Below are 25,015 nucleotides of genomic sequence, written 5' to 3'. Positions count from 1 at the left end.
ATTCCCTCATCTATCGACGTTTTTCAGGTAGCAAAGCCGCTTTAGACTCTGATACCCACCAAGTATCAACACCTAAATCATACTTAGGTAAGATCTCTGGACGTTCAAACTTGTCCCACATCGCCACTCGATACTTGCTCACATACCACTGGGGGATGATGTAAAAGTTCCATTGCAGCACACGATCCAAGGCTCGACCTAGAGAGAGTAACCCCTCTGAATTCTGCTGATTTTTAGCGATTTCCATTGTAAGGAAATCCACCACAGGGTCGGTGACACCAGCGGTGTTATACGTCGAATCGATGTAGTTCGAGTTCCATATAATCATCAGATCAGGGCTTGGATATGGGTTAGCACTGTAAGATGAGGACACCATATCAAAGTCACGGTCACGAAGTCGCTTAATGTATTGGGTGGTATCGACGGTACGTATTTTCATATCGATACCCATACTCTGTAAGTTTTTTTGGACTGGTATCGCAATTCGTTCCGTGGTTGGACTGTAGATCAGCAACTCAAAGGCCATAGGCTGCCCCGTTTCTGAGTTCGTCATAACCTTGTTTTTTAGTTCCCAGCCCGCTTCTTTGAGTAGCGTAAAGGCCATCCGCATCTGAGTCCTAATACGACCAGAACCATCGGTCACTGGTGGCTGATATTCTTCAGTGAAGACACGTTCAGGCAACTTATCTTTAAACGGAGCAAGTATCTTCTGCTCGGCTTCGGAAGGTACACCTTTCGCTTCATAATCCGTATTTTGGAAATAACTGCGTGTGCGACTGTATTGGCTGTAGAACATGTTCTTGTTCATCCACTCAAAGTCCATCGCGTAGTTGAGCGCCTCGCGAACTCTAGGGTCACGAAATACGTCACGTTGAGTGTTAAATACAAATGCTTGAGTGCTCTCTGGTTTTTGATGAAGGATTTCTTGCTTGGTAATGTACCCTTTATCAAAGTTGACACCCGTGTAGGAATTAGCCCAAAACTTAGCCGAGGACTCTAATCGAAAATCAAACTCCCCCGCTTTAAATGCCTCAAGCATAACCGTGTCGTCTCGGTAGTAATCATATTGGACCTGTTTAAAGTTTTTGCGCCCAACGCTGACGGGAAGATCAGCGGCCCAATAGTCATCAACTAAACTGTAAGTGACACTCTGGCCTGATTTGTAATCGGTAATTTTGTATGCTGCACTGCCCACTGGGGGGGTAGATAGCGGCTCTGATAAGTTCTTGTCACTCCAGAAGTGTTTAGGCAATACACGAGTGCCCTGAGCAAAACTGAACATCTTTTCACGATTTGGCGTCGCCATTTCGATCCTGACTGTTAAATCATCTTTTGCCGTAACGGATTTAATGTCTTGGTAGTAAATACGGTACTGAGGGACGCCTTCGGACATGAACTTATCGAACGTAAACGCGACGTCATGAGCGGTAATTGGCTTGCCATCATGAAAACGAGCTGCTGGGTTAATATCTAACTCAAGCCAGCTGTAGTCATCGGAGTAACGAACTTTTTGTGCGATCAATGGGTAGTATGAGTCAATCTCATCACTAGGAGAAAACATTAAAGTGTCGTACAGCTCGCCACTGGCGGCTGCGGGTACGCCTCTCGACGCAAAGCGATTGAAGTTATCGTAAGTTCCGACTTGACCATAGGTCACTTTGCCATATTTGGGCGCATCCGGATTAACATAGTCAAAGTGCTTAAAGTCTTCCGCGTATTTCGCTTCTCCAAATCCCACCAGCGTCGTGGTTTCGATTATTTTGGCATAAGATCCAAAGCTCGCAGTTGTGGCAGCCAGTCCACCTAGTACGAAGCGCATCAACATCTTCATATACTAATCCCTTAGTCGTTATCCGAATCGCTGTGTTTACTATAATATTAATTAGTATTAATAATTCAATTACTTGGATAAGTATAGAAAGAATATGAGAATTCTGTGCGCTAAATTGAATGCGCATTATGTTAACTCACTAATAGCTAACAAAGAGAGACAACTTTTCAGCGCCTAAAAAAGCCTGCATGTGCAGGCCTTGGCAGATGAGCTTAAAGCATTTCTTTGACGATTAAGTGAAGTAAGAAGGTTTCTCGTTCAATACTCAAGCCCTTTTTAGGGCTTTCGGCCATTGTCTTCTCATTGTGAGCGATAGCGTCGTGAATATTTTTCCAGACAGCTTTCATGCCATTGTTGATTTCATAATCTTCGTAATTGGTTTCGCCTAACTGGCGGTCAATTTTGCAACTGTAGCAATGTGAAATCATATGAACGATGTCCGCATCCTCTTTATGCCAAGGACGAAACTCTTCATAGATGCCGAACGGTTTGATGGCATGAATGTTCTGTGCGCCAGTCTCTTCTTTGAGTTCTCGAACCATACCAGCAATGACATCTTCGCCTTCGTCAAGACCACCTCCAGGGATGGTATAGTCATGATAACGCTCGGTGTATAGTAGGAGTATGTCTTCGCCATCAATCACGATAGCTCGGGCAGCGTTACGCTTATAGATAATCTTGCCATCCAAGTGGTCTATGTCAGGATGAATCGTGGTCTTGAGGTGTCTCATAAATATACTACAACTGAAAGTTTGCCCTGATTCTAACACCAGTAGTCTACCGACATAACCCCTATAGAGGCATGAACATTATATGCTGTGGTCCCGCAGCGCCGCCCAGATATAATTGATGGCTATCCTTGAAACCATTGTTAACATAGCACTGGTACGCTGGCGTATTTTTGCAATTAACGGTTAGATAAACAGCGCCAAAATTAGGATATTGTTCACTGAGATATCCAGCCAACTTCGACATCGACTTACCGCCAATTCCCTTGCCCTGAGAACCACTATCGATTAAAAATGCGCGAAATCCAACGGCATCAGAGGGTGAAAAATCGTAATTTTGCCCATAAGTGGTATCAATGAGAAAAATACCAACGACCTTCTCTTGTCGCCAAACTAAATGGGGATGAACCTTGTCATCTGCATTAAGTAATATTTCTTCAATAGTGCCGACATAAGGAAGCTGCTCTTTCTCTATCCTCAGGTTCATCACTTGTTCCAAATCACTGCTTTTCATCGGGGCTAGTTGGATCATTTACTCTCTCGCTTCCACTATATCTATCCATTCGAACTATATATATCAACTATTTAAATCATTTAGCAAGCAAACAAATCCCCTAGAAAATTCGTGGTTTATTTTCATGTGAATTAGGTATTCAATAAGCGCTGTTACTCTCCTTTTCTCTTTTGAGAGGTTTTCCAAATGATAGATGTCGCCGTTTTTAGTTCTAAGTCCTATGATGAAATTTCATTTTCCAAAGTTAATGAGGAGTATGGATTTAACCTCCATTTCCATGAGTTTCCTCTCACGGTAAAAACAGCCAAAATGGCTCATGGAAGCCAAGTAGTCTGTGCCTTTGTTAATGACGACTTATCGTCACAAGTATTAGAAGTGCTCGCTCAACAAGGGGTCGAAGTGGTGGCGATGCGCTGTGCTGGCTTCGATCGCGTCGACTTGAATCGAGCCAAAGAGTTGGGCATCCAAGTGGTGCGTGTACCTGCCTACTCCCCTGAGTCCGTAGCCGAACACACCGTTGGTCTGATGATGAGTCTCAACCGTCGTTTCCACAAAGCTTACCAGCGAACCCGCGACGCGAACTTTAATCTTGAAGGCCTAGTGGGTTTTAACTTCTATGGCAAAACAGTGGGGGTTATTGGCACTGGTAAAATTGGCATAGCAACAATGCGGATCTTAAAAGGACTTGGTATGAAGATTCTCTGCCATGACCCTTATGAAAACCCACTTGCTTTGGAACTCGGTGCGACCTATTGCTCTAAGGAGGAACTGTTTGCAAACAGTGATGTGATTACCCTCCACTGCCCAATGTCGCAAGACAACTACCATCTGTTGGATGAAACGGCATTCGAACAGATGAAAGACGGCGTGATGATCGTCAACACCAGCCGAGGGGGGTTACTCGATTCAGCGGCAGCGGTTGAAGCGTTAAAACGTGGACGAATTGGGGCATTAGGTCTCGACGTTTACGAGCATGAGAAGGAACTCTTCTTCCAGGACAAATCGAATGACGTCATTGTTGACGATGTCTTCCGCCGTTTATCTGCATGCCATAACGTACTTTTCACTGGTCACCAGGCATTCTTGACTCATGAAGCCCTTGGCAATATTGCCGAAACAACACTGGGAAATATTGACGCATTCGCGAAAGGCGTTGCCTCAGGTAATGAAGTGATTGAACTTTAAACCCATCTCAACGAAAGAGCCCATTTGTGGGCTCTTTCTTGTCGTTATTTACTTACGCAATGCATTGATTTTTGCCTGTGCGATACCAAAAACGGTATCTATTGGGTAACCGCCCTCATCACTCGGTTCACCAGCTGGCTTGCCGGTAAACAGTTCTATTGCCTCGGTGACATGGTCTATCGCCCAGATGTGGAATTCACCTCGTTCTACCGCCTTGACGATATCAGGTCGCAGCATCAAGTTATGCATGTTAGAGCGAGGGATAATCACACCCTGCTGATTGCTACGTCCTTTGATGGTACATACATCAAAGAAACCTTCGATCTTTTCGTTTACACCACCAATAGGCTGAGACTCACCAAACTGGTTCATTGAGCCAGTAATGGCGATATCCTGCCGGTTAGGTTGTTTGGAGAAAGCCGATACCACCGCACAAAACTCAGCCATACTCGCGCTATCGCCATCAACGCCACCATATGATTGCTCAAAAGTAATGGTGGTACTCAATGGTACTTTCGCCGTTTTGCCAAAGACAGAGGACAAATAAGCGGTCAGGATCATAACGCCTTTTGAGTGTATACTTCCGCCGAGATCAACGCTGCGTTCAATATCTATCACTTCGCCGTCACCGTAGCAGGTCGTGGCGGTGATTCTGTTTGGCGCACCAAACATATACTCACTGGTGCTCAGCACCGACAAAGCATTCACCTGCCCCACTGCCACACCTTCAGTGTGAATCAAGGTTGTACCGTTGATAAAGCTTTCCATTACACTGTCTTTCAAACGACTAATGCGCAACTCCTGATTCGCCAGTGCCTCTTCGACGTGGCTTGAACGAATCATGTTCGAATTAGCCTGTTTCGCGACATAGTTCGATTCACGCAGCAAATTAGCAATATTGGCCGAATGCAGCGAAATTTTAGTCTGATCGCCCGCCAGTCTAGAGCTATGTTCAATGATGCGAGCAATCGCCTTACGGTCGCAGTGAAGCATGCCATTATCATTGACCACACTAGAGATAAAACGTGCATACTGAAGTTCAGAATCCGCATCGCGTTTCATCTCATCTTCAAAGTCTGCCGTTACACGAAATAGCTCACTGAACTCCGGATCATAATGTTGTAGCAACTGATAAGTACGGTAGTCGCCAAACAGAATGATTTTAACATCAAGCGGTATTGGTTCCGGATCCAAAGAGACGGTACCTGTCAGTGTCACCTCTTTCTCTAATGATGTAAAACTTAGCTGACGAGCCCGCAATGCGCGTTTTAATCCATCCCAAACATAGGGTTGCTCTAGCACTTTTTGTGCATCCATTAGCAACACACCACCGTTTGCCTTATGCAGGCTACCCGGACGAATAAGTGAGAAATCAGTGAAAACCGTTCCTTTGAAGGTTGCCGTTTCAATGTAACCAAACAGGGTGTGATAGTTAGGGTTCTCTTCTACCACAATAGGAAATTCGCTACTCTTACGGCTTACTAGAACATTAACCTTGTATCGACGTGGTAATTTCTTATCCAAAGAGGCACTCGCAACTTCCCCTTGCTCAGCGCTCTGTTCTAGGAAAATATCCGCGTTTTCAACAATATCTTGCTGAAGTTCGGTTAAGTAACTCTTGATCGCCGGATAACCAGAATAGTCCTTCTTCAACTGTTTGATAAAGTGGGTAATCACATCGAGAGTCACTTCATCGTTGAGCTTCTTAATCTTTTCCGTGTACGCTTCTTCCCATTCAGTGAGCTGACGAGCCATAGTTCTTAATTTGACCTCAAGCTCGTCGATGGTCTCACCAAAATACTCTTGCTCTTTCTTGCTCAGCGCATCAAAACTCTCTTCGTTGTGAAGCTCTTCACCGTTCATCGCCACAAACTGATAATCACCCTGAGTCGTGATGGTCAAGCTAATGCCCTTGGCTTTGGCATCTTTGGTGATAACTTCTAGTTCTGCTTCCTGCTTTGCTGCAAGCTGATTCTTCAACTTATCAGCCCGGCTGTAATAGAGTTCATTGTCAAACGCTAATGGCATAGCATTGACCAGCTTAGACATCAGTTTTTCGATATCATGCTTGAGTTTGCTACCTACTCCGCATGGCAGTTTAAGGACACGTGGTGTACGAATGTCCTCAAAATTGGCGACATAACACCAATCGAACAAAGCGCTTTCATCATGCTGATGGCGGTTAAGATAACGCAAAATCATCGTTCTCTTACCTAAACCATTTTGGCCAATAGCATAGATGTTATAGCCCTTTTCTTTTATCGACATCGCGAATTCGACGGCTTTTTGAGCTCTCTCCTGACCTACAATCTCATCGATAGGCGCCAACTCTTTTGTCGACTTGCTTTGCAATTTTTCTAACTCAGCGTGTAGATATAGCTGATTGGCTTCAAGTCTTTGAATCGTCATCACTCTATCCTTATTGTTATGATTTTATAAAATCTAGTTTAGGCTAGATTCATTTATAATTTAGTGACTTACAACTAATTCATGTCTAAGTGCTTATTTTTTCGCCATTCGAGATGCAAAACAGACAATTAAATGATAATTATTTGCATTCGTTAATGAGTTGTATTTAAATGCTAAACTTATTACTGACTGCGGAGTATTTAGACATGGATTTGCAGCAATGCTGGACGCATTATCTAAAAGCACAACAATTGCTAGAGCAAGGACACTGGCCAGAAGCCCACTACCTTTATGAAATCGTCCTCACTCATTTACCATCACACCTGCAAAACGCGTTGGGGAGTGAAGACACTAAACCCTGTCAGTTTAGTTGCTTAATCACTGGATTAAGAGATGCCGCAGTCTCGCAGTCAGAGATTCTCAACAAGATGGGGCAGCATCAGCAAGCGTTTGATCTCCTCAACCAGACTTATGCTCACCTTCAGTTTGTCTCTATCGAGTCTTTTGAACTGGTTTACGCCACTCAACACATCATCCAGATTCAGTGTGAAGATCTATTGCGTCACATAGGCGCATTTTGCAGTGCGCAGCGCCCAATGGATGCTGGAGTTTGAGCATGTACAAAGAGCACACCACTATTTCTCGACACTGAAACAGCACAACACCGCGATGGAAAGCGCTTACTGCATTAATTAATAAGGAAATTATAATGTCCATGATGCCGATTCTTGAGGTTCGTAACCTGTCAGTTAGCTTCACCACCAACGATGGGATGGTTGATGCGGTAAAAAACATCAGCTTTGACTTATTTCAAGGCGAAACTCTTGCGATTGTGGGTGAATCCGGTAGTGGGAAATCCGTTTCAACCAACGCTGTAACGCAGTTGCTGCCAAAGAATGCTTTAGTTCACTCCCAGTCCAGCATTGTGTTCGAGAATCAGCAGTTGCTCGATAAGTCTGAGCAAGATATGCAGGACATTCGGGGAGATCGAATTGGCATGATTTTTCAGGAACCAATGACGTCACTTAACCCATTTATGCGTGTTGGTATTCAAGTTGCTGAAGCCATACTCTGTCATCGAAGCGTCAGTCGCTCTCAGGCTAAAGAGAAAGTCCTCGAACTGTTTGATTTAGTTCACTTACCTAACCCTGAGCAAGCGTATAAAAAGTATCCACATGAGTTTTCCGGCGGCCAACTCCAACGCATCATGATTGCGATGGCGTTGATTAACGAGCCCGACATACTTATCGCCGACGAACCAACAACTGCGCTCGATGTGACGGTTCAAGCTGAAGTTCTCAATTTGATTAAGGAAATTCAGCAAAAAATGGGGATGTCTATCTTGTTCATTACCCATGATCTCGGCGTTGTTAAGCATTTGGCTGACCGCGTGATCGTGATGTGCAAGGGTGACGTGGTAGAACAAGGGGTGTGTGGCGAGTTGTTTACCAATCCTCAGCACGCCTACACTCAAATGCTGATTGATTCCATTCCTAAAGGCCATAAGGAACCGATCGAGCAGGATGCACCAATGCTACTCAAAGCCGATGACATCCGAGTCAAATTTCTGATCAAAAATCATTTTATTGCTAGTCGGGCTGAATATTTTGAAGCCGTTAAAGGGGTTTCCCTCGAGCTCAAACAAGGAGAAACGCTGGGCATCGTCGGTGAATCCGGCTCTGGTAAATCGACACTTGGTCGAGCATTGATTGGCCTACTCCCTTCAACGGGCCATATTGAATTTAAGGGTCGAGATGTGAATCAGCTTTCACGTCAAGAACGATTTGAACTGAAAAAGGAGGTTCAAATGGTCTTTCAGGATCCTTATGGTTCACTTTCGCCCCGCATGACAGTTGGAGATATTATTACCGAGGCGCTCACTGTCCATCAGCCACAATTAACTAAACGTCAGCGAATGGCACGCGCTCGAAAAGCACTTGAAGAAGTTCGCCTTGATCCACACTCTATCAACCGATATCCACATGAGTTTTCCGGTGGTCAAAGGCAACGTATCGCCATCGCTCGTGCGCTAATTCTTGAGCCTTCATTCATTCTGCTCGATGAGCCAACATCAGCGTTAGACCGTTCCGTTCAGTTAACAGTGATTGATTTGCTCAAAGACTTACAGCAAAAGCACAACATAGGCTTTATCTTCATTAGCCATGACTTGAGTGTTGTAAAAGCGTTAGCCGACCGCGTGTTGGTAATACAAAAAGGCACAGTGATGGAACATGGCAGTGTAGAGGAAATTTTCCATTACCCTCAAAGCGAATACACCAAGAAGTTAATTGCCGCCTCTTTTGAACTGGAAGATTCAACTCATGCTGCCTAAACTAAAATAATTCGGTTTGGCCGCCGACGAAAAGCCGACGCAAGGATGCGTCGGCGTTTTTATTGACGTATAAGAAATCGAGTAGCCCAACGTTTATGAGTCTTATTTTTTTCATACCTCGATGAACACTTCTAAATATAACGAACACCAATCAATTAAAGTCAATATCGTTTCTCTGTGCTAGTTCTTCATGAAAGCGTTCTATTTTCCGTCTAATTTCGTGTTTGACGGGCTGCCGTTTGGACTCAATATTATTTTTCAATGCTCGTTCGACAACTTCATATAGCAATAACACTTTGTCATCAATATCATCAGTCTTCATCTTGCCCCCTCAACTCAATCGCTTGCTCTTGCAGCTTCTTCAGCTCAGATAGAGACGTGTGTAACAGTGAGAGTTTGGTAGTAAGTTCTGATAAAATCATCGATAAAGCTAAATCACTAGTAGGGGCGCTGTTAAGCATTTCATCGATAATTTTCTGCTGTTCAAGTACAAACTTCTTGTTTTTCCAGTCGACTCTTTCTGAGGAAATATATTCAGAAACAACTTCTCCTCGGTATTTTTTAATTTCGCTATCAGTTTTATCTGACAGTTGAGCCTTAAATACATCATCCATAAACGCCCCCAGAAAATAATCATGTAGCCCTCATATTAATGGGTGTATGAATAATGATGCAATCTATCAGAAAAAAATCCTACTTTTCGTACAAAAGCAGGCGCATGTATTTAGAAATAGTGTGAGATAGCCAAATATCGAGTTCGAATATGTTCTATTAACAACTTTACTTTATTAGGGGGCTGTCGGGTAAACGGGTAAACAGCATAAATACCCAATCTCTTTCCGACTTGTTCGGGGAACAGATCAACTAACTGTCCGTTACGTATATCGTGATACACTAAGCACCTAGGTACGTAAGCGATACCATGCCCACCTAACGCTGCTTTTCGAAGTGCAGTCGCGTTATCCGTTGAGAAACTACCACTGACTCTCACAATATAATTGTCATCCTGAGCCTTAAACTCCCACTCGCTCGCTCCGGTCGTTTGATAGGCGTATTGAAAACAATTATGCCGAGTGAGATCTTGCGGTTTGATAGGCTTGCCATTACGAGCAATGTAAGACGGTGACGCACAAACTACCCATTGTGAATCTAAGATGTGGCGTGCGATTAATGACGAATCTTCTAAATAGCCCGTTCGAATAACTAAGTCATACCCCCCTTCAACAAGATCAACGAAGCGATTATCAAGTGACATATCTACCGTTAACCCCGGATGCAAGTTGCAAAACTCTGCGACCGCGTCGGCCAAAATCAGGTCGCCAGAGATAGAGGGGACAGACATTTTGATATGTCCGCTGATATTTTCGCCAAAGCCTGAAACTGCATCCATAGCCTCTTGCGCGGCCTGTTTCACATTTTTGGCACCATTGGTTAACGCCTTACCCGCTTCTGTGAGCGTTAATTTGCGCGTTGTTCGGTACAATAGCTGAACACCTAGTTCTTCCTCTAATCTGGCGATTCTTTTGCTAACTACTGAGTTTGTAAGGTTATTTATATCAGCAACCTTACTGAAGCTACCCAATTCTACGACCTGAGAAAACAGGATTAAGTCATCTGCACGCATTGATTATGTCACTTTTGGAATTAATTATTTTCATTATTTCCCTATATAAACAAAAAATAAAGGGGTAAATTCACCAGCAATTAACAAAATCATCACAAATATAAAATCTAAGAGGCTGCGAAGGCCCTTATTGAGAATGTAAAGGACGTACCAATGAGTGAAACAATACTAGCTCTCGTGGCTTTCTCACCAATTGTGGTGGCAGCCATTTTACTGGTGGGCCTCAACTGGCCTGCAAAACGCGCCATGCCCGTGGCATTTGGTCTAACTGTCGTCATTGCGCTTTTCGCATGGGACATGACCACCACACGTGTACTCGCCTCTGTACTTCAAGGGCTGGGTATCACCGTCTCCGTTCTATGGATCGTGTTTGGTGCAATATTCTTGCTAAACACGCTGAAACATACGGGCGCAATTTCAACGATTCGTAACGGTTTCACCAATATATCTCCAGACCGCCGTGTACAAGCCATCATCATTGCTTGGTGCTTTGGTTCTTTTATTGAGGGCGCTTCAGGGTTTGGTACTCCAGCCGCCATCGCTGCGCCATTACTTGTCGCAATTGGCTTCCCTGCTCTTGCTGCGGTGTTAATGGGCATGATGATTCAATCGACACCTGTCTCTTTTGGTGCAGTGGGAACACCAATTATCGTAGGCGTGAATAAAGGCCTAGATACGCACAACATTAGCCAAGCGCTGCTAGCAAATGGCTCGACTTGGGATGCTTATTTACAACAAATCACCTCAAGCGTGGCATTAATTCATGCGGGAGTGGGTACCTTGATGCCTGTTCTGATGGCGGTGATGCTAACGCGCTTCTTTGGTAAAAACCGTCGTTGGAGTGAAGGCCTTGATATCTTGCCGTTTGCTATCTTTGCCGGTCTCTCGTTTACCGTACCATACGCGTTAACAGGAGTTTTCCTTGGTGCAGAATTCCCTTCCCTTATTGGTGGCTTGGTGGGCCTTGCCATTGTGGTTTCCGCAGCAAAGCGTGGCTTCTTAGTTCCAAAAACCACATGGGATTTTGAAGAAGAAGCAAAATGGCCGGCTGAATGGCTAGGTTCACTGAAGATGGATCTAAAAGAGAACACAGCAAAACCAATGAGCATAGCGCTAGCTTGGCTACCTTATGTTCTGCTCGCGGTGATTTTAGTGGCAAGCCGTGTTAGCGCAGACTTCAAAGCACTGCTCGTTTCTGTCAACCTCTCATTTAGTAATATTCTTGGTGAGACTGGGGTAAGCACAGCGATTCAGCCACTTTATCTACCCGGCGGTATCTTAGTATTCGTTGCCCTCATTGCAGTATTACTCCAATCACGCAATGCGGCTCCGCTTGCTAAAGCCTTCGGTGAATCAAGTAAGACCCTTATCGGTGCGGGTTTCGTGCTTGTATTCACTATTCCTATGGTGCGTATCTTCATCAACTCAGGTGTCAATGGCGCGGATTTAGCGAGTATGCCCGTCACCACTGCTAATTTTGCGGCGGGTCTAGTTGGTGATGCTTTCCCAGCATTAAGTGCGACTGTGGGGGCTCTTGGTGCCTTTATCGCAGGCTCAAATACCGTCTCCAACATGATGTTTAGCCAGTTTCAGTTTGAAGTAGCCCAAACCTTGACTATCTCTAGTGCGGTTGTCGTTGCACTTCAAGCTGTCGGCGCCGCAGCGGGTAACATGATTGCTATTCACAACGTCGTCGCGGCTTCTGCCACCGTGGGTTTGCTCGGGCGCGAGGGCGCCACATTGCGTAAGACGATTCTCCCAACCATTTATTATTTAGTTGTCACAGGCATCATTGGTCTTGTCGCCATATATGGCCTACGTATCACTGATGCACTAATGCACTAACTCATTGATCTAAGGCGTTAATACTCAACTCTCCCTGACAAGACCCCTGCCAGTGTGAAAACGCTAGCAAATTCACGAGTATTAACGCCACCTTACTTAGATGTCGACCACACTAACCCTTCAGAGAAAGGGTGCTGCAACAAGATTAATAGGAATGACTTTATGATTATCTCTGCCTCAACTGACTATCGTGCTGCTGCGAAATCCAAGCTGCCTCCGTTTCTTTTCCATTATATTGATGGCGGTTCTTATGGCGAACACACCCTACGCAAGAATACCGAAGATCTTGCTGATATAGCGTTAAAGCAGCGTGTACTCAATAATATGTCTGACCTAAGTCTCGATACCGAAATTTTTGGCGAGAAATTAGCCTTGCCAATTGCCCTTGCTCCTGTTGGTCTGACGGGGATGTATGCACGTCGCGGTGAAGTTCAGGCAGCAAAAGCCGCAGCCAACAAAGGTATCCCATTTACCATGTCGACAGTCTCGGTGTGCCCTATCGAAGAAGTTGCCCCAGCAATTCAACGTCCGATGTGGTTCCAGCTGTATGTACTAAAAGATCGCGGCTTTATGAAAAACGTACTAGAGCGTGCCAAAGCCGCTGGTGTAACGACGTTAGTATTTACGGTTGATATGCCAGTTCCAGGGGCACGCTACCGTGACATGCACTCGGGTATGAGTGGTCCAAATGCAGCGGCGCGTCGTGTTTTTCAGGCAATGCGCCACCCTAGCTGGGCATTTGATGTCGGCTTATTGGGCAAACCGCACGATCTTGGCAACATCTCTACCTACCGTGGTGAACCAACCAAACTTGAAGATTATATTGGCTGGCTTGGTGACAACTTCGATCCGTCAATCTGTTGGAAAGATTTAGAGTGGATTCGAGATTTTTGGGATGGTCCGATGGTGATTAAAGGGATTCTCGATGAACAAGATGCTAAGGATGCGGTGACGTTTGGTGCCGATGGGATTGTTGTATCTAACCATGGTGGTCGTCAGTTAGATGGTGTTCTCTCTACCGCGAAAGCCTTGCCGACCATCGCAGATGCGGTTAAAGGTGACCTGAAAATCTTTGTGGATTCGGGTATACGAACAGGTCTTGATGTCGTCCGTATGTTGGCACTCGGCGCGGATTGTACATTGCTTGGTCGCTCTTTTGTCTATGCACTAGCTGCACAAGGTCAAGCGGGTGTTGAAAACCTACTTGATCTGTACGAGAAAGAGATGCGCGTCGCAATGACTCTGACTGGAGCCAAAAGCATTCAGGATCTCAGTCGCGATTCATTGGTCAACATCAAATAATGACGATAGGTGTCATAGCCAAAATCCTTTGTCTGTGGCACCTTTAACCTGCTGAAAAGAAAACAACAATATTGACATCAGCATGTACAAGGAAGCCAACATGTCAAACCAAACTCACCCGTCTGATAGCGATGGCCTATATCAACAGTTAGAATCTCTGCTAGCGGTTGAAATTGATCCAAAACGCATCATTACTCAACACGCTAAACGTCTCGCTTACGGTACTGATGCCAGTTTTTATCGCCTTGTTCCACGCATCGTATTACGCCTAAAAACACTCGATGAAGTGATTTATACCATTCAGTGCTGCCGTGAAATGAACATTCATTTTACCTTTCGTGCCGCTGGCACCAGCTTATCTGGTCAAGCCGTCTCTGACTCTGTACTGATCACCTTAACGGATGATTGGCGTGGGCATAAGATCATTGATAATGGCAATAAAATCTTGCTCCAACCGGGTGTTATCGGTGCAGATGCAAACAGATACCTCGCTCCTTTCAAGCGCAAAATTGGCCCTGATCCTGCGTCAATCAATACCTGCAAAATTGGTGGTATTGCGGCAAATAATGCGAGTGGTATGTGTTGCGGTACCGCACAAAACTCTTACCGTACCATCGATTCCATTAAAGTGGTGTTTAGTGATGGCACACTGCTTGATACCTCGTGCAAAGAGAGCATCAGTGCGTTTCATGCGACCCGCCCGGATATCATTCAAGGTCTGCGTCAACTGGTTGAAGAAACGCATCACAACCAAGAGTTGCGTGAACTTATCACGCACAAATACCGCTTAAAGAACACCACGGGATATGCTCTGAATGCCTTAGTCGACTTTCACGACCCTATTGAGGTGCTAGAGCACTTAATGATCGGTTCTGAAGGTACGTTGGGCTTTATTGCAGAGATCACTTACAACACGGTCATTGAACATGAGTTTAAAGCGTCGTCTCTGTTGGTGTTTGCTGATATAGAAGAGGCCTGTCAGGCTGTCACGACGCTATCACACACACCTGTCGCTGCGGTTGAATTGATGGATGGTCGAGCATTGCGCTCAGTGGCAGACAAATCTGGTATGCCAGAGTTTATCCAACACCTTGATCTTGAGGCGGCGGCGATACTGGTTGAAACCCATGCCAGTAACCAAGCGGACATTGATACTCAATGCCAACAAATTATGGATTCTCTATCCGATTACCACATCATTGAATCGGTACCATTCACCCTCGATCCAAAGACGGTTGCTACGCTATGGGGGATCCGTAAAGGTATGTTCCCAGCAGTTGGTGCTGTGCGAGAGGTAGGAACCACCGTTGTTATTGAAGATGTTGCTTTCCCAGTCGAAAACCTTGCAAACGGCGTACGAGACCTGCAAGCGCTGTTTGATAAATATGCCTACAGTGAAGCGATCATATTCGGGCATGCGCTAGAGGGAAACCTCCACTTCGTCTTTACCCAAGGCTTTGATTCTCAACAAGAGATCAAGCGCTATGGAAATTTCATGGATGATGTGGCTGAGTTAGTCGCTGTCAAATACCAGGGTTCTCTCAAAGCGGAACATGGCACTGGTCGAAACATGGCTCCCTATGTCGAGCTGGAATGGGGCAAAGCTGGTTATCAATTGATGCAAAAGATCAAAGCACTTTTCGATCCTCAAGGATTGCTTAATCCTGGCGTCATCATTAATGATAATCCTCAGTCACACATTGAAAATCTCAAACCGATGCCTGCCGCTGATCCACTCGTCGATCGCTGTATTGAATGTGGTTTTTGTGAACCCGTCTGTCCATCACGTACGCTAACTCTATCCCCTCGCCAACGAATTGTTCTCTATCGCGAATTGCAGCAACGACGTGCTGTTGGAGAAGACACCGCCGCCACAGAGTTGGAACAGATATTTGAATATCAGGGGATTGATACATGTGCAGCCACAGGTTTATGCGCTGACCGCTGTCCAGTAGGGATTAACACTGGCGACTTAGTCAAACAACTACGCACAGCAAAATATAACAAGTTCAACCCTATCGCTAAGTGGACAGCCGATCATTTTGCGACCACAACGGCGCTAACCCGAGCATCTTTAAAGGCAAATCAAATTGCTGTAAAGGTAATTGGAGAAAGTGGCGTGGCAAGCCTAACCAACGGTGTCCGTAAGCTAGCCAACAATAAAACCCCTGTTTGGCTGCCTGAAACTCCACAAGCCAATCAACATAACATCAATAAAGCGATGGAACTGCTGGTTCGTTCGGATAAGAAAGTGGTCTACCTACCCTCCTGCGCATCACGCACGATGGGCCAGCAAAGTGATGCAGCTGATCAGCGTTCACTAACAGAGGTGACATTGTCACTTATAAAGAAAGCAGGTTTTGAAGTGATTATCCCAGAATCACTCAATGACCAGTGTTGTGGTATGCCTTATGACAGCAAAGGGATGAACGACATTGCACGCAATAAAGTGCAGCAACTTGAGAATGCGCTTTGGAAAGCCAGCTTGGAAGGTGAATACCCAGTACTTATGGATACCAGTCCGTGCGCAAAACGCAGTATTGAGCATTTCACAAAACCACTGGAAGTCTTAGAGCCAACGGGCTTCGTCACTAAGTACTTATTGGACCACCTCACCATTACGCCTAAGCAGGAAACCGTCATGTTGCATGTCACGTGCAGCTCTCGCCGTATGGGGTTAGAGAATGACATGATCACGCTGGCTAAAACATGCGTTTCCGATGTGGTCGTCCCTGAGCATATATCTTGCTGTGGTTGGGCTGGTGATAAGGGCTTTACCACTCCTGAGCTGAATCAAGCGGCGGTTCATCCGCTTAAGGCGCAAGTTCCAAAGGGGTGTCAACGTGGATTTAGTAACAGTCGAACCTGTGAGATTGGTTTGTCCCACCATAGTGGTATCGCATATCAGTCAATACTCTATTTAGTGGATGAGGTAAGTTCTCCCCAATAAACAGAGCTTAGACATAACTTAACAATAATGAATGAAACTTCAGTAGTATTCACTTAGATCTTACTCTCAACTCTACACTGTTACACAGACTTAGAGGCAGCGATAGGTTCATAATCAAATTCGATTTTGAACCTATCAGCCGACAATAAGGAGTAGTTGATGGAGTATGAAATTTTTGTATGTGATGCTTTCACGCAAACAAAATACAGTGGGAATCCTGCTGCTGTGGTTCCCGTTGGTGAATGGCCAAATACAGAGCTAATGCAGAAAATCGCCGCTGAGAATAATCTTTCTGAAACTGCCTTCACTAAGCAAATTGCACAAGACCACTACGAAATTCGTTGGTTTTCTCCACTGTGTGAAGTGGATTTTTGTGGCCACGCTACACTCGCTACAGCCTATGTGTTATTCAATCATTTTAATGCAGGTGAAATCCTGCGTTTTGAAACGGCCTCTGTCGGCCAGCTCGTCGTCGATCGTGATCTAACAGGTCGTATCTGCATGGCTTTTCCTCTACTCACGCCTAGCGCAGAAGAGATTCCTTCTCTACTTCTTGAAGGGCTCTCGATCACACCAACAGAGATCCTACGAAATCAACAAGCATACTTCGCGATCTATGATAATGAACAAGACGTCATTAATCTCAAAACCAATAGTCACTACCTAAAACAATTGGCTCCCTACGATGTGGTCGCAACCGCTCCCGGAGATGAGTACGATTTTGTTTCCCGCTATTTCTGGCCTGCCAATGGAGGAGATGAAGACCCGGTTACGGGTTCCATACACGCTGGATTGGCACCACTTTGGGCTGAACGATTGGCAAAACCTAATCTCAAAGCTTACCAAGCATCTAAACGAGGGGGGATCTTATACTGCCATGTGGAAGATGATCGGGTCATTGTGTCAGGCTATGCGGTCCTTTACTCTCACGGAAAGATTTTCTCGTAGTATTTCGATCTATGGCAGCTAATGCGCAATTAGCTGCCAGTATTTATCTCAACGTCCAACCCCACATACTTACACAATCTGATATTTTTTAGGTGCTTTTCTTGGTCGAAAATGGTTAGATTATCTAGCACATCTCGTAACAGGGAGTTCTATGAAAATCATCATCTTACATGGCCTGTATATGCATGGTATGGTCATGCAGCCCTTGAGTCACCGCTTACGTGATTTAGGCTATCGCACCAAAATTCTCTCTTACAACACTGTTGCGATTGACGAGAATAAAGTCTTTAACGCTATCGATAATGCCCTTTCAACGCAAATGCCCAATATTCTGGTCGGGCACAGTCTAGGTGGACTTATCATTAAGCACTACCTACAAGCTCGCCAACTTGATCAACAGCAGGTGTCACATGTCGTCACCATTGGCTCTCCGATGCAAGGCGCATCCATTGTAACTCGCATTCAAGAACTGGGGATGAGTGCCATCCTCGGAAACTCACCATCATTTGGGTTGGCACAACACGAAGGAACGTGGAATCAACCACAAAAACTGGGATGCATCGCCGGAACACTGCCACTTGGCGCGCGATCATTACTGATGATGGATAATAAAATGATGTCTGATGGAACGGTCACCGTCGATGAGACCAAGATAGAAGGTATGACCGACCATGTAGAGATTCGCAGCAGTCATACCAGCCTAATCTACACCTCATTGGTTCCGCAGCAAATTCATCATTTCATTGCGAACAATGCGTTTATCCATTAAAAAAGCAGCGATGACTCGCTGCTTTTCTGTGGCTAGGGTTTCGGTGTTAGGGTGTACTTAGTCTTGATACTCTCTTCACCGAAGGCCTGGCTAACCCTCTGTTCAAACTCTGACTTAGTGATAGACTTCGTCATCGCATCAACATCGGTCAATGCCTCTATCCCATAGCCATGGATAAGATAACGGGTATAGAACCAGAGTCTTTGCACAGGATCATTATCTAGGGGTTGTAACGCTACGGACAGCTGCTTCGCCACCAGATCTAAGTCTTGCTGACTGATTCCCTGCACCATGTCATCTATCACCTTATCTATCGCTTGATCGATCTTTTTGATATCTTTCGGAGCGACCTGAGCCTCAATAAACCAATCGGTACTTGGTTCCCTGTCTTGAGAAACACTGTACGCATCTGGCGCATAATCGAGGCTGAGCTCTTCCCTAACATAGCTGGTCAGTTGCTTTGACAACTGACGTTGGATCATGTCATCGATAAATGCCGTGCGTACACTACTCGCAACCGTACTTGGGTTGGTTGCTCGCAACAGATAGAAACTGTTTTGCTCATTATTTAACGGTAAATCAATACGCGGCTTTGGTTGCAATTGATAGCCAGCGGCATAAAAGCTTTGTGGCGCATCCTGAAGAGGAATAGAACCGATGAAATGAGTCAGCAGTGGCTCTAGCTCCTCCGCTTGAATATCACCAATCACCACCAGCTTGTTATTTCGATTAAAGTCATAGAGCTGCTCATAGACTTTCTGCACTTCAACGTCTGTCACCATTGCGAGCTGAGGAGCGGTGATCATACGATGGCGACTATCCGCTAAGTAAGCGTTACCGTTGATCGATTTATTCCACTGACCAACAGGTGTCTCTAAGTATGACTTGAGTTCCTCTAGTCTTTCTCGAGCGACGGTTTCTACCTGACGCTTGTCTACTTTAGCGTTGGTTACAATGTTGAACATGACATTAAACGCATCAGCAAGTTTTGCTCTCGGTGAGGCTATCTCAATACCATGATGACTGAACCCAATGAATGGATAGACTTCAATCGTGTTACGACCAAGGTAAGCATCAAACTGGGAGCCAGTAAACTCACCAACACCACTGCGTGAGATCGCAGCCACTGCTAACTCTGATGCTGCGTATAAACTCGGATCGAGTGCCGCAGTGCCGCCTTCACTTGCGTAAATAAACTGAACGTTGTCACCGGCATTGGCGTCTTGTTCAAACCACACCTCAACCCCATTGGATAGAGTCCAAACGGTAAAGCCCGTATCTGTGATTTGTTTATTTGCAATCGTACCGCTTGATTGAGGCTGAGCCAGTTGTGATACCGATGTCGCTAAAGCAAGGGGTTTAACTCCCGGTTGCTTAACTTGCTTACGTAGTTCTGGCAGCTGTTTTTCAAGTGCAGGAATCGCAGCGGTGTCATCGGCACCAAGTACAATAGCAAAGTCCTGCGCCAGCAAATCTTTCAGCGTCTTATTGATCTGCTCAATCGAAGCTAGCTGGATAAACTCATCTAAGCTTTGCTTATAGTCCTGCTTTGACTGAGTCGACTCACCGAGTGAAATGACATTAACCATTTGACTAGCGAAGTCGACTGGAGACTGCTGTTGCCAATGATGATCAACATTAGTCGCGAGTTGATTAAACGAAGCCATCACCCTTTCGACTTCTTGCGCACTGACACCGTGGTCTCGCAGTGATGCGAGAGTTTGACTAAACAACGCCTGTGCTTGCTCTCTGTCCGGTGCTGAGAAACTCACTGAAAGCAACGCATAGCGTCGTTCATTCAGGTAATAAGGCGATGAGTAGAGACTTTGTAAGGGTGCCGCCTGCTCAGTGAACTTAGCATCGAGGCGGTTCCAAACTAGCTGTAGTGCAACTTCATCCAGCCACTGTTCATGCAGTTGACCACGATGACGGATGCTCGCTGGACCACGCTCAACCAATAGGCTCATGCTTGGAGCATCAAATTCGCCAACCTCAGTGGTGAAGTCACGTAATACCAGCTCGGTATGTTGCTTGCTTTGTAGTTTAGCGCTTGACGTTTGCTGCCAAGAACCAAAGTACTTATCCAGCAATGCTTTGGCTTGCTCAAGCTCAATATCACCTGTCAGGATGATTTCAGTAGACTGAGGCTGATACCAAGTCTGGTAGAAGGCTCGGATCGACTCTGGTGTTGCACCGTCGACTGACTGCTGATTTCCAACTGGATCGATGTTATCCAGTTGAGTTCCCTTGACTAGAAAATCGTAATACTTACCTTCCAGAGATTTATGCTCTGGGCTAGAACGACGAATCTCACCTTGAATAACGCCTTTCTCTTTCTCCACTTCATTTGGAGAAAGCGACAAACCATCCGCGATGTCTCGCATCCACATCACCGCGGTTTCGATCTCTTTATTGTCAGGTAGGTCAAGCTCATACACCGTCTCATAGTAAGAAGTATAAGCGTTCATATCGGCGCCAAAGGTTAAACCTGTCTTTTCAAATAGTTTAACAATGTCATTGGTGCTGAAGTTTTTCGAACCATTGAACGCCATGTGTTCCAAAAAGTGCGCGTAGCCTTTTTGTTGAACAGTCTCTTGAGCTGAACCCGCATGGACAAACATGCGAATCGACACAGATTCATCGTCCATCGGATATAAGTGGAAACGAACACCGTTTTCTAGCTGTCCGCTTGTCCATTGAGGATCTTGTTGTATTGGAACCTCAACTTTAGGTTGACTACAACCGACAAGCAAAAGTACTAGGGCAAAAAATATTATTCTCATAGCCATACTTCATTATTATTAAAATCAGCCCAAATATATCCTAAGCAAATGGAAATATTAAATAATTCGTTCTCAATAATGTAATATTCTGATGGAGTTGCAGATTTGAGATAAGGTGCGTATTATTTATCGCAATTCGACGATTAACTATTTAAGTGTGTCCAGATGCCTAATTCATGCACTCAAGTCAATGCGCAAGCTTTCAAATCTACTGAACAAGAGATGGCACAGGAACTCAAACTCGCCGCACAAGCAAAGGCACTCTCCCACCCTGCGCGCGTAAGAATAGTGAAGATTCTACTTAATCTCGAAAAGCTGGGCGGATGCCTGAATAGTGATTTGGTGTCTGAGCTTGGATTGGCACAATCAACCGTGTCTGAACACTTGCGCATCCTGAAGCAGGCAAATTTCATCACAGCTCAATCTATCCCACCCAAAGTTTGCTATCGCGTCAATAAAGCAGAGCTAGCGCAGTTCTCTGGTCTGTTTGGTATGGTATTTAGTTAACGGTTGCGATGGAAATAGCACAAAAAATCAAAGGAGCCATAAGGGCTCCTTTCGTAAAGGCTAACATCAGTGATTGCAGATCACCACTTGCTGGCAAACTTGTTCAAACGGCATTGGCTGGTAGAAATAGTAACCCTGAATGAGCGCAATCCCTTGTTGAGTTACAAAATCCAACTCCTCTTGTGTTTCCACACCTTCGACGACAATTTCTGCTCCAGTAATACGCACGAGCTCACTGGTTAAACGGAACATCTCTCGACCGTTTTTGTGCTTTAAGTTGATGACTAATGAACGATCAATTTTCACCTTATCAAATTCATACTTGCATAAGTGACCAATAGAGGAATAACCAGAACCAAAGTCATCAAGCGCGATTCTAATGCCTTTCTCTCTCAACTGTGTGAAAACACTCCAAGTTCGCTGCTCATCTTGAATCAGCAGTTCCTCAGTGATCTCCAGTTCAATTTGCTCATAGTTCAAGGAGCTATTCTCGATTAGCTCAATCACTATTTCAGCAAAATTAGGCACAAGAAACGTTTCTGGAGAGACGTTGATCGAAATCTTGAATGTCTTATTGGATGCCAGCGGTGCAACCTCTTTTAACGCTCTTCGGATAACCCATAGATCTAACTCTGAGGTCAGTCCCAATGTAGCGAAACTGGCGAGAAAAGTCGGTGGCGTTATCGTGCCATCTTTGCTTCGGTGTCGAATCAGCACCTCAAGAGAAGAGACACAGTGTTTGCTATTGTCGATCTGTGGTTGATAGAACAAAACAAATTCGCCATCGTGTTGCAAATCACTAATCTGCTTTTGTGCTAGAAGGTTGCCACTCATATGAGGCAGTAAACCTATCACACCACCGCTATTCCCCACTTCTTGATAGTTGAAAAACTCATCCGAGGAACCCTTTGAGAACACCGCATGACTGCCCAACACTCGATCCATCTGCTTAAAAAATGGCAGATAAATCATCATGCCGATGACTATGATGACAAATTGAAGGATGGCACCACTGATGCTGCCATCCGTCGCCAGATAGCCACTAAACAAGGTTGGCGTCATCCAGCTAACAAATTGCGACACCGGAGCGACCAACCCAATCCATGTCGCGGTGTAAGCAACTAGAATAGCCACCAGTGGTGTGATCAAAAACGGAATGATGAGAACGGGATTAAATATCACAGGCAAGCCAAACAACACAGGCTCATTGATATTAAAAATACTCAGAATTAACGTCGCGCCAGCTAAGGTGCGATAGCCTTTGTTTTTAGTGAACAACAACATACATAACACTAAGCTAAGCGTATTGCCTGCTCCACCGATTCCCGCATAGATATCGTAGAAACTGCTGGTCAGAATAGGCAGTTCCTCTCCCATGATTTGATACATAGTGAAGCTATCTACTGAGAGTTGATACAATTCTTGTTTGTAACCCGCGAGTAAGATGTGGCCGTTAATACCTATTGTCCACAACAGATTTCGTACTAACTCATACCATAGACCACCAAGCAACGAGTCAACACCAATGGTAGGAACCAGCTCCTTCACACAAGACATTGAATAAAATGCACCACCAAGGTAATGCCCCAGTGAAACATAGAGGGCCACAATCAAAACCGTGCCAAATATCAAGTTGATCGACTGATCGACGACATTCGGTAAGTCAGACTCCATGTAGACTCTTCGTCGGGTCAAATGCTTTACCGTCAAAGCCACGAGTAGAGGCGTAATGATCGCCAGCGGGTAGTTATCCGGTAGAATCGAACCGGTATGAAGTAATCCCCACTCATTAGATAGGATGACGTAGATCAGCAGCGAAGGCGTAATAACATTGGTACGCGAGATGTTATGTAAACGCGCTAAAAAAAATGAATAGTAAATTAGCAGGAGTATTGGAAAGAGCTTCCACACAAGTTTGCTAATAAACATCAGATAGTTTGCTTGGGATTGAAAACCAAGCTCCGCCAGACCACTACTAATGAGCATAGCAAAGGCAGAAAGCAGCGAAACCGGCAGCAACATCACAAAGACATTACATAAGCCGTTCAGATAAGCGTTTTCCGAAAATCGGGTAAAAACGCGATAGAGAAAAGAGGTTTTCATTAAGGAAATTAATAGCCAATAGATTAAAGAATTTACGCACTTGGTGCGCATCCATTGCCTGACGCAGCATTTTCCTTAATGAAATTTTTTGTATCCGTAAGCTGCGCACAAAGCTCCGAATAGACTACCGAGCTCATATAGGCAATTGCGCGCACCATACTCCCTTTTCCGACAAAACTCGAACTAGGTTATCTATCGACACGACAACCAATTGCAATCATACCAATCACATAACGAGCAAAGCTGATGCTATTTAGTCCGATTGCTGTGCGTTTTTATTGCACGGAAAACGTTGTTCATAAAGCGCCATAAAATCCGCCCTAATCTCTTGTTCCAGATGCGTCGCCTTATCCGTTGGGCAGAAAAGCATAAAGTGGACGATTTGCTCACCCGTGCTGCCACTATTGATATGAATATGCGGCTCTGAGCCTGGCAGATCAACGCCTGCGTGCTTTTCGATCATTGAGTTATAACGTTTGGCAACTTCGCTAAAGTAGTGAATACGCTCATCAATTTTAGCCAAGATCTCAGGGACAAGAGGAAACAGATTCACAAAATCTGGCACGACGATAGAGAAGTCATGGTAGACATAGCGCTTCATAAAATTGAGGTTTTTCACCGGATAGGTAAAGAACATACTGTTAGGTAAGGTCGCCGTTTTACCTGTGTAGTGATACTGACCATGATAGAGGTCAATCTCTTGAATCACCGTCGCCATCATGTTGTGCTCAATTACCTCACCACAGATCTTACCCACTTCTATCCAATCACCAATACGAAATGAACGCGAACTGGCTCGTTGAATTGACCCAGTGAAGCAGAGAATGATCTCTTTAGATGCCACAACTATCGCAACAGCAATTGCGGTGACTGAGAGCGCAAATTCATTGATTTCCGACTGCCAGAGTATAAACAGCAACATGACCAGTACGATGAATGACCCGTTTTTCGTACGTGACATCCAGTTGCGCTGTTTCTCTGTCACAAAGGCTACCTCACCACGTATCCGTGACAATATTAGCCGACGACCCAGTGAGATCATCACAATGATCAACACGGTAAACATCAATTTGTGAGTTAGAAGAAAATCGATGACTGCTTGTACTTTCTCCACGCTCTGCTCCTGCTTGGTAATGGTTAAAAAGGGGCAATGTGCCCCTTTAAATAGTTGGTTTTATTGAATGA

17 protein-coding genes and 1 pseudogene are annotated in these 25,015 nt (G+C 45.0%); 9 read left to right on the top strand and 9 right to left on the bottom strand.

All coding sequences use genetic code 11. From position 1 onward, the window contains the following. Positions 1–10 precede the first annotated feature (10 nt). The 3 genes from ACQEXT_RS01005 to ACQEXT_RS00995 form a co-directional block, all read right to left on the bottom strand. Positions 11–1,825: an extracellular solute-binding protein gene (locus ACQEXT_RS01005; RefSeq protein ID WP_426950297.1), complete on the bottom strand. Its 1,815-nt coding sequence runs from the start codon at positions 1,823–1,825 to the stop codon at positions 11–13. Positions 1,826–2,043: 218 nt separating this feature from the next. Continuing rightward, on the bottom strand, positions 2,044–2,562 hold the full coding sequence (locus tag ACQEXT_RS01000) for an NUDIX hydrolase (RefSeq protein ID WP_426950222.1): 519 nt from the start codon (positions 2,560–2,562) through the stop codon (positions 2,044–2,046). A 61-nt stretch (positions 2,563–2,623) separates the two neighbouring features. Beyond that, entirely contained in the window at positions 2,624–3,091 is a 468-nt protein-coding gene (locus ACQEXT_RS00995) for a GNAT family N-acetyltransferase (RefSeq protein ID WP_426950220.1), read from the bottom strand. Between the two features lie 168 nt (positions 3,092–3,259). Between ACQEXT_RS00995 and ACQEXT_RS00990 the strand changes: the two genes are divergently transcribed. Then, positions 3,260–4,258, top strand: coding sequence for a 2-hydroxyacid dehydrogenase (locus ACQEXT_RS00990; protein ID WP_426950218.1), 999 nt, complete (start codon positions 3,260–3,262; stop codon positions 4,256–4,258). A 48-nt stretch (positions 4,259–4,306) separates the two neighbouring features. Here the strand turns inward: ACQEXT_RS00990 and ACQEXT_RS00985 are convergent, their stop codons facing one another. After that, positions 4,307–6,667, bottom strand: a complete 2,361-nt coding sequence (locus ACQEXT_RS00985) for a Lon protease family protein (protein WP_426950216.1) — start codon at positions 6,665–6,667, stop codon at positions 4,307–4,309. 206 nt (positions 6,668–6,873) lie between these two features. Here ACQEXT_RS00985 and ACQEXT_RS00980 point away from each other — a divergent pair. Further along, a pseudogene (locus ACQEXT_RS00980) lies at positions 6,874–7,363 on the top strand (hypothetical protein). 13 nt (positions 7,364–7,376) lie between these two features. Beyond that, positions 7,377–8,999: an ABC transporter ATP-binding protein gene (locus tag ACQEXT_RS00975; RefSeq protein WP_426950214.1), complete on the top strand. Its 1,623-nt coding sequence runs from the start codon at positions 7,377–7,379 to the stop codon at positions 8,997–8,999. Between the two features lie 311 nt (positions 9,000–9,310). Here the strand turns inward: ACQEXT_RS00975 and ACQEXT_RS00970 are convergent, their stop codons facing one another. Both ACQEXT_RS00970 and ACQEXT_RS00965 read right to left on the bottom strand, forming a co-directional pair. Then, positions 9,311–9,613 carry a hypothetical protein gene (locus ACQEXT_RS00970; protein WP_138972595.1) on the bottom strand — a complete coding sequence of 101 codons (303 nt, stop codon included), beginning with the start codon at positions 9,611–9,613 and terminating at the stop codon, positions 9,311–9,313. Between the two features lie 110 nt (positions 9,614–9,723). After that, a complete protein-coding gene (locus ACQEXT_RS00965) occupies positions 9,724–10,623 on the bottom strand; it encodes a LysR family transcriptional regulator (protein WP_138972596.1) in 900 nt (299 codons plus the stop codon). 153 nt (positions 10,624–10,776) lie between these two features. Between ACQEXT_RS00965 and ACQEXT_RS00960 the strand changes: the two genes are divergently transcribed. The 5 genes from ACQEXT_RS00960 (at position 10,777) to ACQEXT_RS00940 (ending at position 18,437) form a co-directional block, all read left to right on the top strand. Beyond that, complete coding sequence (locus ACQEXT_RS00960) at positions 10,777–12,468, top strand: L-lactate permease (protein ID WP_426950213.1); 1,692 nt, start codon at positions 10,777–10,779, stop codon at positions 12,466–12,468. Positions 12,469–12,630: 162 nt separating this feature from the next. After that, the gene (gene lldD / locus ACQEXT_RS00955; RefSeq protein WP_331427282.1) at positions 12,631–13,770 is read left to right on the top strand and encodes an FMN-dependent L-lactate dehydrogenase LldD; all 1,140 of its coding nucleotides are present in this window, start codon (positions 12,631–12,633) and stop codon (positions 13,768–13,770) included. A gap of 100 nt (positions 13,771–13,870) precedes the next feature. Next, positions 13,871–16,720, top strand: coding sequence for an FAD-binding and (Fe-S)-binding domain-containing protein (locus tag ACQEXT_RS00950; protein WP_426950212.1), 2,850 nt, complete (start codon positions 13,871–13,873; stop codon positions 16,718–16,720). Positions 16,721–16,879: 159 nt separating this feature from the next. Further along, positions 16,880–17,668, top strand: coding sequence for a PhzF family phenazine biosynthesis protein (locus ACQEXT_RS00945; RefSeq protein ID WP_138972598.1), 789 nt, complete (start codon positions 16,880–16,882; stop codon positions 17,666–17,668). A 151-nt stretch (positions 17,669–17,819) separates the two neighbouring features. Beyond that, positions 17,820–18,437 (top strand): esterase/lipase family protein, encoded by a 618-nt coding sequence (locus ACQEXT_RS00940; protein ID WP_138972599.1) that lies wholly within the window; start codon positions 17,820–17,822, stop codon positions 18,435–18,437. A 32-nt stretch (positions 18,438–18,469) separates the two neighbouring features. On the opposite strand, the gene ACQEXT_RS00935 is transcribed toward ACQEXT_RS00940, so the two are convergent. Then, positions 18,470–21,220 carry a M16 family metallopeptidase gene (locus tag ACQEXT_RS00935; RefSeq protein WP_426950210.1) on the bottom strand — a complete coding sequence of 917 codons (2,751 nt, stop codon included), beginning with the start codon at positions 21,218–21,220 and terminating at the stop codon, positions 18,470–18,472. Positions 21,221–21,385: 165 nt separating this feature from the next. Between ACQEXT_RS00935 and ACQEXT_RS00930 the strand changes: the two genes are divergently transcribed. Beyond that, positions 21,386–21,727, top strand: a complete 342-nt coding sequence (locus tag ACQEXT_RS00930; RefSeq protein ID WP_426950208.1) for an ArsR/SmtB family transcription factor — start codon at positions 21,386–21,388, stop codon at positions 21,725–21,727. Between the two features lie 66 nt (positions 21,728–21,793). Here the strand turns inward: ACQEXT_RS00930 and ACQEXT_RS00925 are convergent, their stop codons facing one another. Together ACQEXT_RS00925 and ACQEXT_RS00920 are read right to left on the bottom strand one after the other, a co-directional pair. After that, on the bottom strand, positions 21,794–23,830 hold the full coding sequence (locus tag ACQEXT_RS00925) for an EAL domain-containing protein (RefSeq protein WP_426950207.1): 2,037 nt from the start codon (positions 23,828–23,830) through the stop codon (positions 21,794–21,796). A gap of 253 nt (positions 23,831–24,083) precedes the next feature. After that, positions 24,084–24,944 (bottom strand): mechanosensitive ion channel family protein, encoded by an 861-nt coding sequence (locus ACQEXT_RS00920; RefSeq protein WP_426950205.1) that lies wholly within the window; start codon positions 24,942–24,944, stop codon positions 24,084–24,086. Between the last annotated feature and the right edge of the window lie 71 nt (positions 24,945–25,015).

This window comes from Vibrio sp. TRT 29B02, assembly GCF_050113655.1.
Lineage (GTDB): Bacteria > Pseudomonadota > Gammaproteobacteria > Enterobacterales > Vibrionaceae > Vibrio.
This window is presented reverse-complemented; position numbering and strand designations above follow the sequence as displayed.

Excerpts from the sequence above, each read along its gene's own strand:
- ACQEXT_RS01005 (WP_426950297.1), bottom strand. The coding sequence starts at position 1,825 with ATGTTGATGCGCTTCGTACTAGGTGGACTGGCTGCCACAACTGCGAGC.
- ACQEXT_RS01000 (WP_426950222.1), bottom strand. The coding sequence starts at position 2,562 with ATGAGACACCTCAAGACCACGATTCATCCTGACATAGACCACTTGGAT.
- ACQEXT_RS00995 (WP_426950220.1), bottom strand. The coding sequence starts at position 3,091 with ATGATCCAACTAGCCCCGATGAAAAGCAGTGATTTGGAACAAGTGATG.
- ACQEXT_RS00990 (WP_426950218.1), top strand. The coding sequence starts at position 3,260 with ATGATAGATGTCGCCGTTTTTAGTTCTAAGTCCTATGATGAAATTTCA.
- ACQEXT_RS00985 (WP_426950216.1), bottom strand. The coding sequence starts at position 6,667 with ATGACGATTCAAAGACTTGAAGCCAATCAGCTATATCTACACGCTGAG.
- ACQEXT_RS00975 (WP_426950214.1), top strand. The coding sequence starts at position 7,377 with ATGTCCATGATGCCGATTCTTGAGGTTCGTAACCTGTCAGTTAGCTTC.
- ACQEXT_RS00970 (WP_138972595.1), bottom strand. The coding sequence starts at position 9,613 with ATGGATGATGTATTTAAGGCTCAACTGTCAGATAAAACTGATAGCGAA.
- ACQEXT_RS00965 (WP_138972596.1), bottom strand. The coding sequence starts at position 10,623 with ATGCGTGCAGATGACTTAATCCTGTTTTCTCAGGTCGTAGAATTGGGT.
- ACQEXT_RS00960 (WP_426950213.1), top strand. The coding sequence starts at position 10,777 with ATGAGTGAAACAATACTAGCTCTCGTGGCTTTCTCACCAATTGTGGTG.
- lldD (WP_331427282.1), top strand. The coding sequence starts at position 12,631 with ATGATTATCTCTGCCTCAACTGACTATCGTGCTGCTGCGAAATCCAAG.
- ACQEXT_RS00950 (WP_426950212.1), top strand. The coding sequence starts at position 13,871 with ATGTCAAACCAAACTCACCCGTCTGATAGCGATGGCCTATATCAACAG.
- ACQEXT_RS00945 (WP_138972598.1), top strand. The coding sequence starts at position 16,880 with ATGGAGTATGAAATTTTTGTATGTGATGCTTTCACGCAAACAAAATAC.
- ACQEXT_RS00940 (WP_138972599.1), top strand. The coding sequence starts at position 17,820 with ATGAAAATCATCATCTTACATGGCCTGTATATGCATGGTATGGTCATG.
- ACQEXT_RS00935 (WP_426950210.1), bottom strand. The coding sequence starts at position 21,220 with ATGAGAATAATATTTTTTGCCCTAGTACTTTTGCTTGTCGGTTGTAGT.
- ACQEXT_RS00930 (WP_426950208.1), top strand. The coding sequence starts at position 21,386 with ATGCCTAATTCATGCACTCAAGTCAATGCGCAAGCTTTCAAATCTACT.
- ACQEXT_RS00925 (WP_426950207.1), bottom strand. The coding sequence starts at position 23,830 with ATGAAAACCTCTTTTCTCTATCGCGTTTTTACCCGATTTTCGGAAAAC.